13 protein-coding genes are annotated in these 12971 nt (G+C 75.4%); all 13 read right to left on the reverse strand.

The window, feature by feature from the left end:
- Positions 1 to 2 precede the first annotated feature (2 nt).
- The 13 genes from kdpB to HF526_RS10745 all read right to left on the reverse strand — a co-directional run bounded on the left by kdpB (position 3) and on the right by HF526_RS10745 (position 12835).
- On the reverse strand, positions 3 to 2057 hold the full coding sequence (gene kdpB / locus HF526_RS10685) for a potassium-transporting ATPase subunit KdpB (protein ID WP_169381220.1): 2055 nt from the start codon (positions 2055 to 2057) through the stop codon (positions 3 to 5).
- Entirely contained in the window at positions 2054 to 3688 is a 1635-nt protein-coding gene (kdpA, locus tag HF526_RS10690; RefSeq protein WP_169381221.1) for a potassium-transporting ATPase subunit KdpA, read from the reverse strand. Before kdpA ends, kdpB begins: the two co-directional genes overlap by 4 nt.
- Positions 3688 to 3777 (reverse strand): K(+)-transporting ATPase subunit F, encoded by a 90-nt coding sequence (gene kdpF / locus HF526_RS10695; RefSeq protein ID WP_169381222.1) that lies wholly within the window; start codon positions 3775 to 3777, stop codon positions 3688 to 3690. The genes kdpA and kdpF overlap by 1 nt, the downstream gene beginning before the upstream one ends.
- A 228-nt stretch (positions 3778 to 4005) precedes the next feature.
- Positions 4006 to 4623, reverse strand: coding sequence for a V-type ATP synthase subunit D (locus tag HF526_RS10700; protein ID WP_169381223.1), 618 nt, complete (start codon positions 4621 to 4623; stop codon positions 4006 to 4008).
- Positions 4624 to 4626: 3 nt separating this feature from the next.
- Positions 4627 to 6048 carry a V-type ATP synthase subunit B gene (locus tag HF526_RS10705; protein ID WP_239028531.1) on the reverse strand — a complete coding sequence of 474 codons (1422 nt, stop codon included), beginning with the start codon at positions 6046 to 6048 and terminating at the stop codon, positions 4627 to 4629.
- On the reverse strand, positions 6045 to 7790 hold the full coding sequence (locus tag HF526_RS10710) for a V-type ATP synthase subunit A (RefSeq protein ID WP_169381224.1): 1746 nt from the start codon (positions 7788 to 7790) through the stop codon (positions 6045 to 6047). Before HF526_RS10710 ends, HF526_RS10705 begins: the two co-directional genes overlap by 4 nt.
- Complete coding sequence (locus tag HF526_RS10715; RefSeq protein ID WP_169381168.1) at positions 7778 to 8341, reverse strand: hypothetical protein; 564 nt, start codon at positions 8339 to 8341, stop codon at positions 7778 to 7780. The genes HF526_RS10710 and HF526_RS10715 overlap by 13 nt, the downstream gene beginning before the upstream one ends.
- On the reverse strand, positions 8338 to 8559 hold the full coding sequence (locus tag HF526_RS10720; protein ID WP_211177034.1) for a V-type proton ATPase subunit F family protein: 222 nt from the start codon (positions 8557 to 8559) through the stop codon (positions 8338 to 8340). Before HF526_RS10720 ends, HF526_RS10715 begins: the two co-directional genes overlap by 4 nt.
- A complete protein-coding gene (locus HF526_RS10725; protein ID WP_338051400.1) occupies positions 8559 to 8987 on the reverse strand; it encodes an ATP synthase subunit C in 429 nt (142 codons plus the stop codon). Before HF526_RS10725 ends, HF526_RS10720 begins: the two co-directional genes overlap by 1 nt.
- Positions 8984 to 10423, reverse strand: coding sequence for a V-type ATPase 116kDa subunit family protein (locus tag HF526_RS10730; protein WP_239028532.1), 1440 nt, complete (start codon positions 10421 to 10423; stop codon positions 8984 to 8986). Before HF526_RS10730 ends, HF526_RS10725 begins: the two co-directional genes overlap by 4 nt.
- Positions 10410 to 11345 (reverse strand): hypothetical protein, encoded by a 936-nt coding sequence (locus HF526_RS10735; RefSeq protein ID WP_169381226.1) that lies wholly within the window; start codon positions 11343 to 11345, stop codon positions 10410 to 10412. Before HF526_RS10735 ends, HF526_RS10730 begins: the two co-directional genes overlap by 14 nt.
- Entirely contained in the window at positions 11345 to 11806 is a 462-nt protein-coding gene (locus tag HF526_RS10740; RefSeq protein ID WP_169381227.1) for a hypothetical protein, read from the reverse strand. The genes HF526_RS10735 and HF526_RS10740 overlap by 1 nt, the downstream gene beginning before the upstream one ends.
- Before the next feature lie 123 nt (positions 11807 to 11929).
- Entirely contained in the window at positions 11930 to 12835 is a 906-nt protein-coding gene (locus HF526_RS10745; RefSeq protein ID WP_169381228.1) for a universal stress protein, read from the reverse strand.
- Between the last annotated feature and the right edge of the window lie 136 nt (positions 12836 to 12971).

The following is a 12971-nucleotide window of genomic DNA, read 5'->3' on the forward strand; positions in this document are numbered from 1 at the left end:
GATCAGCTCCCCGTCCAGGGCAGCAATCCGACGACGAGATCGATCAGCTTGATCCCGATGAACGGGGCGGCCAGCCCGCCCAGGCCGTAGATCGCGAGGTTGCGGCGCAGCAGCGCGGTGGCCGAGCCGGGCCGGTAGCGGACTCCACGCAGGGCGAGCGGGATCAGCGCGACGATGATCAGGGCGTTGAAGATGACCGCGGAGGTGATGGCCGAGCGGGGCGAGTGCAGGCCCATGACGTTGACCGCCGCGAGGCCCGGGTACGCCGCGGCGAACATCGCCGGGATGATCGCGAAGTACTTCGCGACGTCGTTGGCGATGCTGAACGTGGTCAGCGCACCCCGGGTGATCAACAGCTGCTTGCCGATCTCGACGATCTCGATCAGCTTGGTGGGGTTGGAGTCCAGGTCGACCATGTTGCCGGCCTCCTTGGCCGCCATCGTCCCGGTGTTCATCGCCACCCCGACGTCGGCCTGGGCCAGCGCCGGGGCGTCGTTGGTGCCGTCGCCGGTCATCGCGACGAGCCGGCCGCCCTGCTGCTCGGTGCGGATCAGCGCGAGCTTGTCCTCCGGCTTGGCCTCGGCGAGGCAGTCGTCCACGCCGGCCTCCGCCGCGATCGCCCTGGCCGTCAGCGGGTTGTCCCCGGTGATCATGACGGTCCGGATGCCCATCGCGCGCAGCTCGGCGAAGCGTTCCCGCATCCCCTGCTTGACGATGTCCTTGAGCCGGATCACGCCCAACGCCCGCGCCGCGCCGTCCCGGCGTTCGGCGACCACGAGGGGGGTGGCGCCGCTCGCGGAGATCGCGTCGACGAGCTCGCCGAGCTGCGGGATGGGTTCACCGTCGTTGGAGCGGATCCACCCGCGCACCGCGCTGGCCGCCCCCTTGCGGACCTGCCGGCCGTCCGCGAGGTCGACGCCGCTCATCCGGTTCTGCGCGGTGAACGGGACGAATCGCGCCCCCGGCAGCTGGCCCTCCTCGCGCTCGCGCAACCCGTGCACCCGCTTGGCGAGCACCACGATCGACCGGCCCTCGGGGGTCTCGTCGGCCAGGCTGGCCAGCTGCGCGGCATCGGCCAGGTCGGCCGGGTCCACTCCGACCAGCGGCACGAACTCCGCGGCCTGCCGGTTGCCCAGGGTGATCGTGCCGGTCTTGTCGAGCAGCAGCGTCGTGACGTCCCCGGCCGCCTCCACCGCGCGGCCCGACATCGCCAGCACGTTGCGCTGGACCAGCCGGTCCATGCCGGCGATGCCGATGGCCGACAGCAACGCTCCGATCGTGGTCGGGGCCACGGCGACCAGCAGTGCCACCAGGACCACCGTGCCCTGCGGGGCGCCGGCGAAACCCGCCATCGGCGCGAGGGTGACGACGGCCAGCAGGAAGATCAGCGTCAGCGTGGCCAGCAGGATGTTCAACGCGATCTCGTTCGGTGTCTTCTGCCGCGACGCGCCCTCGACCAGCGCGATCATCCGGTCGAGGAAGGTCTCCCCCGGCCGGGAGGTGATGCGCACGACGACGCGGTCGGACAGCACCGTCGTGCCGCCGGTCACCGCCGACCGGTCGCCACCGGACTCGCGCACGACCGGGGCGGACTCCCCCGTGATCGCCGACTCGTCAACGCTCGCGATGCCCTCCACGACGTCGCCGTCGCCCGGAATGAGCCCTCCCGCCTCCACCACGACGCGGTCGCCGACCCGCAGCCGGGTCGCGGGCACCACCTCCTCACCTCCGTCGCCGAGCAGCCGCCGGGCGGTCGTCTCCCGCCGGGTCCGGCGCAGTGCCTGGGCCTGCGCCTTGCCCCGGCCCTCGGCGACCGCCTCCGCCATGTTCGCGAAGATCACGGTCAGCCACAGCCACCCCGAGATCACCCAGGAGAACACGCCGGGCGTGGTGATCGCCGAATAGGTGGTCAGCACCGAGCCGACCTCGACGACGAACATCACCGGGTTGCGGATCTGGACCCGCGGGTCGAGCTTGCGCACGGCGTCGGGCACTGCGCGCAGGAACTGGCGGACGGTCAGGTGCCCGGCGGCGATGCGGCGTTCCGCGCGGTTCACGGGCGCAACCCCTCCGCCAGCGGTCCCAGCGCGAACGCCGGGAAGTAGGTCAGGGCGACCACGATGAGCACCACGCCGAGCACCATCCCGATGAACAGCGGCCGGTGGGTCGGCAACGTACCGGTGGTCTCGGGTACGGGTCGCTGCGCGGCCAGTGAACCGGCGAGAGCGAGGACGAACACGATGGGCGCGAAGCGGCCGAGCAGCATCACGCAGCCGAGGACGGTGTTGTACCAGGTGGTGTCGGCGGCCAGCCCGGCGAAGGCCGACCCGTTGCTGTTGGCCGTCGAGGTGAACGCGTAGAGCACCTCGGTGAACCCGTGCGCGCCGGGATTGCCGATCGCGGCGCGCTGCGCGGGCGAGGCGATCGCGACCGCGGCGCCCACGAGGACCAGCGCCGGGGTGGTGAGGATGTAGAGCGAGGCGAACTTCACCTCCCGGCCGGTGATCTTCTTGCCCAGGTACTCGGGGGTGCGCCCGACCATGAGCCCGGCCAGGAACACCGTGAGGATCGCCAGGATGAGCATCCCGTAGAGGCCGGAGCCGACCCCGCCCGGCGCGACCTCGCCGAGCATCATGTTCGCCAGCGCCGTCCCGCCGCCGAGCGGGGAGAACGAGTCGTAGCTGGAGTTGGCCGCGCCGCCGGAGGTGGCGGTGGCGGCCGCGGCGAACAGTGCCGACCCCGCCGACCCGAAGCGGACCTCCTTGCCCTCCAGCCCGCCCGTCGACTCGAACAGCCCGAGCAGGGCGGCCGACCCGGCGAACAGGACCGCCATCACCGCGGCGATCGCGTGACCCTGCCGCCGATCGGCGACCATCACCCCGAAGGTGCGCGGCAGCGCGACCGGGATCGCCAGCATCGCGTAGATCTGCACCCAGTTCGTCACCGGATCGGGGTTCTCGTAGGGGTGCGCGGAGTTGGCGTTGAAGTAGCCTCCCCCGTTCGTGCCCAGCTGCTTGATGGCCTCCTGGGACGCAACGGGTCCCCCGGGGATCGACTGCCGGCCGCCGACGAGGGTGGCGACCTGCTGCGGCGCCTGGAAGTTCTGGATCACACCCCGGGCGACCAGGACGATCGCGATCGCGAACGCGGCCGGCAGCAGAACCCGCACCAGCACCCGGGTGAAGTCGACCCAGAAGTTGCCCACCTGGGCGGTCGTCACCCGGCGGAAACCCCGGATCAGGGCCACCGAGACCGTGATCCCCACCGCGGCGGCGGCGAAGTTCTGCGTTGCCAGGCCGGCCATCTGCACGAACTGGCCCATGGTCGACTCGCCCGCATAGGACTGCCAGTTGGCGTTGGTCAGGAACGAGGTTCCGACGTCGAACGCCAGATCGGGCGGCACCGGCGGGCGGCCCAGCGACAGGGGAAGCAGGGGCTGGACGCGCTGGAGCCCGTAGAGGAACAGCATCGAGACCACGGAGAACGCGAGCAGTGCGCGCAGGTAGGCCGCCCAGGTCTGGTCGGTCTCCGGATCGACACCGACCCCCCGGTAGACCAGCCGCTCCACCCGCAGGTGCCGGGTGGAGGTGAGAACCCGGGCCAGGTGGTCGCCCAGCAGCCAGTAGGTTCCGGCCAGCGCCACGGCGAGGCCACCGGCCTGCAGCCACGCCGCGGCCGCCGGGCTCATCAGAACCGCTCCGGGAACAGCAGCGCGGCGACGAGGTACCCCAGCAGCAGCACGGCCGCGGCCAGATCGATCACCAGCTCGACGGTCACAGGCGCTCCACTCCTCGCACGAGGAGCGCGAAGAGGGCGAACAGGACCAGCACCAGCACTACGAACACGACGTCGCGCACGACTCCCCCGGTTGGCCGCCCGATACCTCTGGACGGAGGGTCGCGCCGCGGCCCGGGGGCGCTATAGGGCAGAAGGTCCCCGGAGTGCGCCCTGTTCGTCCCGGGCCGCGCCCGGCGGCGCCGACCGCGCGGGTCCGGCCGGAGCTGTTCAGCCCGGCCGCCCCGGCTCCGTCCCGGCCCGGCGCCAGCCGATGCGTTCCTGGCGTTCCTGCTCGTCGAGCTCGAGCTCGCGCTGCCGCAGCGCCTCGCTGAGCCGAGGCAGCCAGCGGTGGCGCAGGGCGTGCACCCGCTGCCGGGTCGTCGCCACCTCGGCGCCGAGCAGCCGTTCGGCGGCGAGCGCGGCCGCGTGCGCCGCCGCGGCGCGCACGGCGTCCCGGTGCGCGGCGCGAGCGGCGACGACGGTGGCGGAGCACTCGACGGCCGCGCCGCCCGGGTCCGGGATGGTGCAGTCCACCTCGGACGGGTACCGCACGCCCATCGCCGTCGTCCACCGGACCTCGACCGCAGCGGGCGCCGAGGTGGTGGCCACCCGGATGCCGCGCGGGCCCACCGCCAGCACCGCCTGCAGCTGCCGGGCCTGCGCGGTTGCGGCGAGCCGGGCCCAGTCGGCCCCGGTGCGCTCGGCCTCGCGCACCGCGCGCTCGTGCAGGTCGCGCAGCGCGGTCAGCTTGCGTTCCAGTAGATCGACGCCGCGGGTGGCGGTGTCCAGCCTGCGGCGCAGCCACAGCCGCCCGGCCCGACCGGGGGGAACCGCGATCCGGGCCATCGCTCAGTCCTCGCCGAGGTGCGCGTCGAGCAGCGCCGCCGGGAGCATCCCGAGCTCGCCGCGGGGCAGCCGCAGCAGCACCCGCCAGGCGCGGTCCAGGGTGTCGTCGAGGTCCCGGCGCTGCGTCGGGTGCTGGGCGACGAGCTCACGCTCGAACGCCTCCTCGAGGTCGAGGTAGCTGCGGTCGACCTCGCTGAGCGCGGCCGCGCCCACCAACTCGGCCAGGGTGCTCACCCGGCGGGCCCGGGACAGGGCCGCCAGCAGCTGCGCGGCGACGTCGAGGTGGTCGGCGCGGGTCCGGCCGGGGCCCGCGCCGTGCCCCATCAACCTCGACAGCGACGACAGCGGGTCGATCGGCGGGTAGACACCGCGGCCGTGGCTCTCCGGCGACAGCACGATCTGTCCCTCGGTGATGTAGCCCGTCAGGTCCGGGACCGGGTGCGTGATGTCGCCGGCGGGCATGGTGAGGAACGGCAGCACCGTCACCGAGCCGGGCCGGCCCCGGATCCGGCCGCAGCGTTCGTAGAGGGAGGCGAGGTCGGAGTAGAGGTAGCCGGGGTACGCCCGCCGGGCCGGGACCTCCCCCCGGGCGGCGGAGACCTCCCGCAGCGCCTCGGCGTAGCTGGTCATGTCGCCCATCACCACGAGCACGTGCCGGCCGCCGGTGAACGCGAGGTGCTCGGCCACGGTGAGCGCGATCCGCGGGGTGAGGATGCGGTCCAGCGGCGGGTCGTCGGCGGTGTTGAGCAGCAGCACCAGCTCTGCGGCGGCCGAGCGCTCGTCCAGCGTGTCGCGGACGGACGCGGCGTCGGCGTGGGTCAGGCCCAACCCGGCGAACACCACGCAGAACGGCTCCCCGCCCGCGCTCGCCTGCGCCGCGATCTGGGTGGCGAGCGTGAGGTGCGGCAGCCCGGACACGGAGAACAGCGGCAGCTTCTGCCCGCGCACCAGGGTGGCGACCGCGTCGATGGCCGACACCCCGGTCAGTACCGGCAGCGCCGGCCGGTCCCGCGCCACCGGGTTGATCGGGTACCCGCCGACCGCCGCGGTCCGGTCCCCCAGCACCGGCGGCCCGCCGTCGATCGGGTCCCCGCGCCCGCCGCACACCCGGCCCAGCCAGTCCGGCCCGACCGGGATCCGCACCGGTGCCCCGGTGAACCGCACCCGGGTCCCGGCGACCGCGAGCCCCGCGGTGCCCTCGAACACCTCGACGACCGCGCGGTCCCCGTCGACGTCGAGCACCACCCCGTGCCGCTGCTCCCCCGAGGCCGCGCGGATCCCGACGAACTCGTCCCACCCGACGCCGGCGACGCGGTCCACCACCAGCAGCGGCCCGCGCAGTTCGCGGACGGTCTCGTACTCCGGCCGCGGCCAGGTCATGGCCGCCGTGCCCGTCCGGGCCGCCGTGGCGGTCACGTCCGTCATGCCCGCAGCTCCCGCACCCGGGCCAGCGCCCGCCCGCCGCGTTCGCGCACGCCGTCGACGTCGTCGGGCCCGGTCTCGTCGCGGATCCGGATCAACGGTGCGTGGTCGGCGCCTTCCAGCACGTCGGCGGGCAGTCCCGTCTGTACCGCCTGCACCCCGGCCTCGACGACGTCGAGCACCGCATCGGTGAGCGCCGCCGTCTTCGCCTCGCTGCAGTACGCGTCGGTGGCCGACCGGGCGCTCTGCTGCAGCACCGCCTCCCGCAGCAGCCGCCCGCCCAGCAGCACCGCCCGTTCCGGTCCGGGCAACGCCGAGGCACCCATCAGCTCGGCCAGGTCGCCGAGCCGGTCGGACTCGGCGAGCAGGTCGGCGGCCCGGCCTCGGCGCCGGAGCCACTCCACGTCGCCGTGGCGGGTGTGGTCGGCGGCCACCACGTCCAGGTCCCGGGAGAAGGAGCCGGACCACGACACCGCGGGGTAGTGCCGGCCGTAGGCCAGGTCCCGGTCCAGGGTCCAGCGGCACCGCACGAACCGTTCGCTGAAGGCGGTCACCGGCTCGGTGAGATCGCCGCCCGGCGGGGACACGGCCCCGACCAGCGTGACGGAGCCGGTAGCCCCGCCCGGGGTCGTGACGACACCGGAGCGTTCGTAGAAGGCCGCCAGGGCGGAGGCCAGCTCGGGCGGGTAGCCCTCCTCCGCGGGCAGCTCGGCCGAGCGCGAGGCGAACTCGCGCAGCGCCTCGGCCCACCGCGAGGTGGAGTCGGCGATGACGACGGCGGCATAGCCCATGTCGCGGTAGAACTCGGCGACCGTGACGCCGGTGTAGATGCTCGCCTCGCGGGCCATCATCGGCATGTTCGAGGTGTTCGCGATGACCACGGTGCGGTCGGCGAGCCGGCCGCCGGTGCGCGGGTCGTCCAGCTCGGAAAACTCGGCCACGATCTCGGCCATCTCGTTACCGCGCTCGCCGCATCCCACGTAGACGATCACGTCGGCGTCGCACCATTTGGCCAGCTGTTGCAGCAGCACGGTCTTGCCGGTGCCGAAGCCGCCCGGCACGACGGCGCTGCCGCCGAGGGCGACGGGGAACATCAGGTCCAGGACGCGCTGCCCGGTGCGCAACGGCTGCGCCGCCGCGACCCGGGCCGCCGCCGGGCGGGGGCTGCGCACCGGCCAGTAGGTACGCAGGCCGACGGGCGTCCCCCCGACCGAGGCGATCGTCGCGTCCGCCGGATGAGCGCCGTCCGGCGCCACCGAGTCGACGGCCCCGGCCACACCCGGGGGCACCAGCACCCGGTGCTCGAGCGGGCCGTCGCCGCGCAGCACCCCCAGCACCGAGCCGCCGGTCACCCGCCGGCCGCTGCGCACCCGCGCCTCGAACCAGCAGGATCCGGCGGTCCGGTCGGCGGTGCCGGCCATCTCGCCGGTCAGGAACTCCGGCGCCGCGGACAGCGGGCGCAGCAGGCCGTCGTAGACCTGGCCGAGCAGGCCGGGCCCCAGCGGGGCCGACAGCGGCCGCCGCAGCGACCGGGCCGGGTCACCGGGGGCGAGCCCGCCGGTGTTCTCGTAGGCCTGCACGGTCACCCGCCCGTTCGAGACGGCGACGACCTCGCCCCAGATTCCGCGCTCGCCCAGCGCGACGAGCTCCGCCACGGCCGGGTCGCCGAGCGCCTCGCACTCGACGAGCGGGCCGTTGACCCGGCGCACCCGCCCGCGCGGGACCGCCGCGTTCACGGCCGCCACAGCAGCTCTGCTTCCGCGCCGAGACCGTCGACGGCGAGGTCGGCCAGCGCGTCGAGGGACAGCTCCAGGCGCCGGCCCGGGAGCTCGGCGAGCACCCCGCCGTCGGGCGTCGCGGTGAGCACCGCCTCCGGTCCGAGCACGGCGCGGGCCCGGGCGGCCAGCCGGTCACGCAGGTCCGGACACCACCGGGGCAGCTCCCGCACTGCCGCCCGCACCTGGGCGCGCAGCTCGGCGTACGCCGCGGTCCGGGCGGCGAGCACGGCGGCATGCCGCTCGCGGCGTGCCCGTGCCTGCGCCCGGGCCGCGCGGGCGGCCCCGTCGGCCTTCCCGGCGGCGGTCGCCGCGGCCAGCACGGCAGCAGCCCGCGCTCGCGCCGCGTCGAGCACGGCCGCGGCGTCGCATCGCGCGGCGCCCACGACCCGGTCGGCGTCGGCCCGGGCCTCCCGGAGCAGGGCCGCGCGCACCGGGTCCAGCGCGGTGTCGGCCGCGGTACGGGCGTCCTGCAGCCGAGACGGAGCGGTCGCGGCGGTCCGCTGCCGGAGTCCGCTCACGACGCCGACACCACCGTCAGCCGCCCCGGCGAGGCCGGCTCACCGGCCAGGTCGGCGGCGGCCCGTGGGGTGAGGATCACCAGCGCGACATCGGTGTCCAGCGCCGCCCAGAGCTGCCGGGCCTGCTCGGCGTCGTCGGCGGGCAGCTCGCGCACCCCGGCCAGGGCCCAGCCGGCGATCCGGGCGGGCTCGCCGATGGCCACGATCGCGCCGGCCATCACGCCCGTCCGATGATGATGATCGCCACGATCAGTCCGTAGATCGCGATGCCCTCGGCGAGCCCGACGATGACCATGGCGCGGCCGAAGAGCTCCGGGCGTTCGCTCAGCGCCGCCAGCGCGGCCGCGCCCGTGTAGGCCACCGCGATCGCCGCGCCGATCGACGACCCGGCCACCGCGACGCCCGCGGCGAGCAGGGCCGTCCCGCTCGCCCCGGCCGTCGCCGTGGCCTGGGCGGGCAGCACCGCCGCGGCGTGCGCCGGGCCCGCGGTGAGGGCCAGGATCAGCAACGCCAGTGCGGCCAGCAGCAGCACCGCGTTCAGCATCAGCAGCGGGCTCAACGCGGCCCGCCCGCGCCGGCGCAGGAACGCGACGGTGGCCGGGACGGCCACCACCAGGGCGGGGAGCCCCACCAACCAGACGATCACGATGCGGCCTCCGGCGTTGACGGGCCCGCCGCGAGGGCGCTGCGGGTCGGGATGTACCAGGGCCGGAACGGCCGGCCCTCGGTGACGAAGATCCGGGAGAACAGCTCGTAGAACTCCAGCCGCAGCGCCTGCACGGCGGCGACCAGCCCTTCCAGCGCGAAGGTGACGGCGTTGCCGGCCACGAACAGGACGGCCGCGGCCGCGGCCCCGAGAGCGCCCAGCCGCCACAGCGCGACGGTCCCGGACCAGACCAGCCAGCCCAGCGCGGCGTGGGTCAGCCCGAAGGCGGCCAGCCGGGCGAACGACACGAGGTTCGACCCGAGGCGGATGACGCTGTCGAACAGCTCGATCACCGCCTGCAGCACCCCGGTGGTCCCGCCACCGGCGGCGACCGCGAACCCGACGCCGGCGAGCCCCAGCCCGACCACCGCGCAGCCCGATCCCAGGGCCAGCAGCGCCCGGTTGTGCAGCAGGTAGTCCGCGGCCACCCCGCCGAGACCGAGGAACACCGCCGCGCCCGCGATCCCGGACGATGCGTAGATGGCGCTGCGTGCACCGCCCTCACGCCAGCGGTTGACGATGGCCAGGACGTAGGCCCCGGCCAGCAGCACGGCGCCCAGGCCCACCGCGGCGGCCAGCAGCCGGATCGGCTCGGCCAGCGGCGCCAGCCAGAGCACCGGCAGCACCCCGGTGGGGCCGAAGAACTCTCCGTAGAGGACCCCGAACAGGGTGCTGGCGACCCCGGCCGACACGACGAACGGCCACATCGGCCGCAGGAACGCCCACCGCCGCGGCCACCCCGCCCGCACCAGCAGGCCCATGGCCACCAGCAACAGTCCCTGGCCGGCGTCGCCGAACATCATCCCGAACATGAGCACATAGGCCAGCCCGGCCAGCAGTGTGGGGTCCACGTCGGGATAGGGCACGGTGCCGTAGGTCGACACCAGGGTGGCGAACGAGCGGCGCACCACACCGGAGTCGGTCAGTTGCGTCGGCGGGTCGATCCCGCGCGGTGCGGGCAGCGGCACCAGCGCGGCGCCGACGTCGGACAACCGGTCGCGCAACGCGGCCATCCGCTGCTCGGGGCACCAGCCGGGCAGCCCGGCGACGGCACCGTGGCGCACGGCGCGGTCCGCGTGGTCGGCCAGCTCGGCCTCACCGGCCAGCAGATCGGCGGCGCCGGCGCGCTCCAGCTCGTCGAGGTCTGGTTCGGCGACGGCCAGCGCCGGGGACGGGGCGGTGACGCCCATGCGGTGCAGCCGATCACGCGCGGCCGCCGCCGCGGGGGCGGGTCCGGCGGCGGTGTCGTCGTCGGCGTCGAACTGCATGGTGCCCGCGGCGGCCGCACGCACCAGCGCGGCGCGCAGCACACCGGCCGGCGCGACGATCGCGACCCGGCGCATGCGGACCGGACCGGCATGATCAGAAGGCGGCATCGAACGCCTCCAACGGGCCGCCACCGAGCGCGGCGAGCTGCACCGCCGCGCGGGCCCGGCGGGCGTCGGCGGCCAGCGCGACCACGCAGCCGACGACCACGGCCCGGCCGAACCCGGACCGGGCCAGCAGGCCCGCGGCGTCCCGTTCGACCCGCCGCCACCAGTCGGTCTCGGCCTGAGCCAGCTGCTCGGGTCCGGCCACCCCGGCCAGCGCCCAGCGCGCGGCGGGCCGCAGCCCGGCGGTGAACCCCGCCAGGTCCGGGGCGCTGACCGCGCCGCGCCCGAGCAACTCGCCGGCGCGGTGACGCACCGGCGTGGTCGGCTCGCGCCCGGCCAGGAACCGTTGCCGGGCCACCTGCAGTGCAGCCGCGCCCGCCGCCCAGTCGACGGCCTCGGGCACCTGTTCCGCGACCCGGGCCGCACCGGAGATCGCCATCGCCGCCGCGATCGTGGCGGGATCGCCGGCGCCGGGGTCGCCCCACACCGACGCGGCCAGCACGGCGCGCAGGTCGGGCAGCGACCTCGTCGCCGCCAGCCGCGACCATGCGGTGGCCAACGCCCCGAGCCGGTAGGGCCCGCCGGTGTCGCCCGGCAGGGCTTCGCCGGCCAGCCGCCGGGCATGGTCGACGGTGTTGACGATCTCGAACCAGCCGGCCAGCGCGCGCAGCAGGCGCACTCCCACGCCCGGTTGCCAGCCGGCGAGCACCCGCAGGTGCCACAGCAGCGTCGCCCCGATGGCGGTCTCGAGCTGAGCGGGTGTGCGGCACCCCCGGGCCTCCCGCCGGTACGGGCTCGTCGCCAGCTCGCGGACCACGGCCTCGACCGAAGGCAGGCAGGCGAGCCGGCGGGTCGTCTCGGTACCCAGCCTGCGATCGAGCAGGGCATGTGCCCGCACCGACCCGGCCACCCAGGCGGCGCCCATCACCGTGGCGTGGCGGAATGATCCGGTGCACCTGCCGGCGCAGCGACGTCGAGCAGCGTGCAGACGTCGCCGAAGGCGCGATCGACCAGCCGGGGCAGGCGTTCGGCCATGCGCTGTCGCAGGGCGGCCAGCTCGGCCGCCGCTGCTGCGCCGTCGGGTTCGCCCTGCGCAGTGCGGACCGGCTGCTGCGCCGCGGCGGCACGCACCTCGCCGGCCCGGGCGTTCGTGTCGTCCTCGAGGACCGCGGCGTCGCGGTCCGCGTCGGCCAGGATCCGCCGGGCCTGCGCGGCGCCCGCGTCCCGGATCCGCGCGGCCTCGGCCTCGGTGCCGGCGAGCAGCGCGAACACCGCGGCGAGTTCGGCCGAGGCCTCCGCCGCGCGGTCCACCGGAACACCGCCCGGCGCGGCCGGGCCCGGTGCCGCGGCGGGGCGGAAACGCGTCAGGAAATGCCGCCAGTCCACCGTCCGCTCCTCCTCCCCCGGCACCAGCATCCGGCCGGGGCGATCGGGCGCGGCAGAGGCACAAGGCTCTGTCGCGCCGGGTCCTTCACCGCCGTCGAGCGGTCGACCCCGGGGGTCGACGGCCTACGGATGCTCCGGCTGGTCAGGGCGCACGACCGCGACCGGGCACTGCGCGTGATGCACCAGCGCCTGGCTGGTCGAGCCGAGCAGCAGGCCGGTGAAACCGCCCCGCCCACGGGCCCCGACGACCACGAGTCGCGCCCCGGCCGAGAGCTCCACCAACAACCGCGCCGGGCTCTCCCGGACGACCACCACGCGGTCGACCGGCACGTCCGGATACTTCTGCGCCACCCCGGCCAGCTGCTCGGCCAGCAGCCGATTCTCCTCGCGCTCGATCGCCTCCCAGTCCAGGTAGGCGCCGACGTTCGGGTCCACGACCATGTCCTGCCAGGCGTGCACCGCGACCAGCGCGCTGCCGTGGGCCTCGGCGTCGGCGAACGCGAAGGCCAGGGCTGCATCGCTCAGCGGGGAACCGTCCACCCCGACGACGACCGGACCGTTCTCCGCGACCCCGGGGTCCTGCTCCGCGCCCCGGACCACCACGACCGGGCACGTGGCGTGCGCGGTCACCGCGACCGTCACCGATCCCGCCAGCAGGCCGCTGAACCCGCCGAGACCACGGTTGCCGAGCACGACGAGCCGGGCCTGCCGTGACTCCTCCAGCAGGGCGGGGACCGGGTCCGCGGCCAGCACGTCCGAGGTGACCTCGACCCCGGGCGCGGCCTTCCGGGCGACGTCCGTAGCCGCCGCCACCTGCGCACGGGCGACCTCGAGCACCGCTTCCCGGTAGTCCGGGCCCAGGTCCAGCCGGGTGAGGTGCCGGATCCCGCGGTCACCGGACGCCGTGACCACCCGCAGCGGGACCTGCAGCCGCCGCGCCTCCAGCGCAGCCCACCGCACGGCCCGCAGCGCAGGCTCCGACCCGTCGACCCCGACCAGCACCGGACGACGACCCTGCAGAGCACTCATCGTGGTTCCTCCTCGCCTCGCTCCTGTCCGACGCTCCCACCCGGCCCGGGGCTGCACGAGCGGCCATCGGCTCACCTCTCCAGGCCGTTCGGCCCCACCGGCGAGCGGACGTCCGGCCGCCGGACCACCGGCCGTC

It is taken from the genome of Pseudonocardia acidicola (assembly GCF_012911935.1).
In the GTDB taxonomy this organism is placed as follows: Bacteria; Actinomycetota; Actinomycetes; order Mycobacteriales; family Pseudonocardiaceae; genus Pseudonocardia; species Pseudonocardia acidicola.

Coding starts and splice junctions, on each gene's coding strand:
- HF526_RS10705 (WP_239028531.1), bottom strand. CDS start 6,048: ATGACGGACGTGACCGCCACGGCGGCCCGGACGGGCACGGCGGCCATG.
- HF526_RS10745 (WP_169381228.1), bottom strand. CDS start 12,835: ATGAGTGCTCTGCAGGGTCGTCGTCCGGTGCTGGTCGGGGTCGACGGG.
- HF526_RS10700 (WP_169381223.1), bottom strand. CDS start 4,623: ATGGCCCGGATCGCGGTTCCCCCCGGTCGGGCCGGGCGGCTGTGGCTG.
- kdpA (WP_169381221.1), bottom strand. CDS start 3,688: ATGAGCCCGGCGGCCGCGGCGTGGCTGCAGGCCGGTGGCCTCGCCGTG.
- HF526_RS10720 (WP_211177034.1), bottom strand. CDS start 8,559: ATGGCCGGCGCGATCGTGGCCATCGGCGAGCCCGCCCGGATCGCCGGC.
- HF526_RS10730 (WP_239028532.1), bottom strand. CDS start 10,423: ATGCCGCCTTCTGATCATGCCGGTCCGGTCCGCATGCGCCGGGTCGCG.
- HF526_RS10735 (WP_169381226.1), bottom strand. CDS start 11,345: ATGGGCGCCGCCTGGGTGGCCGGGTCGGTGCGGGCACATGCCCTGCTC.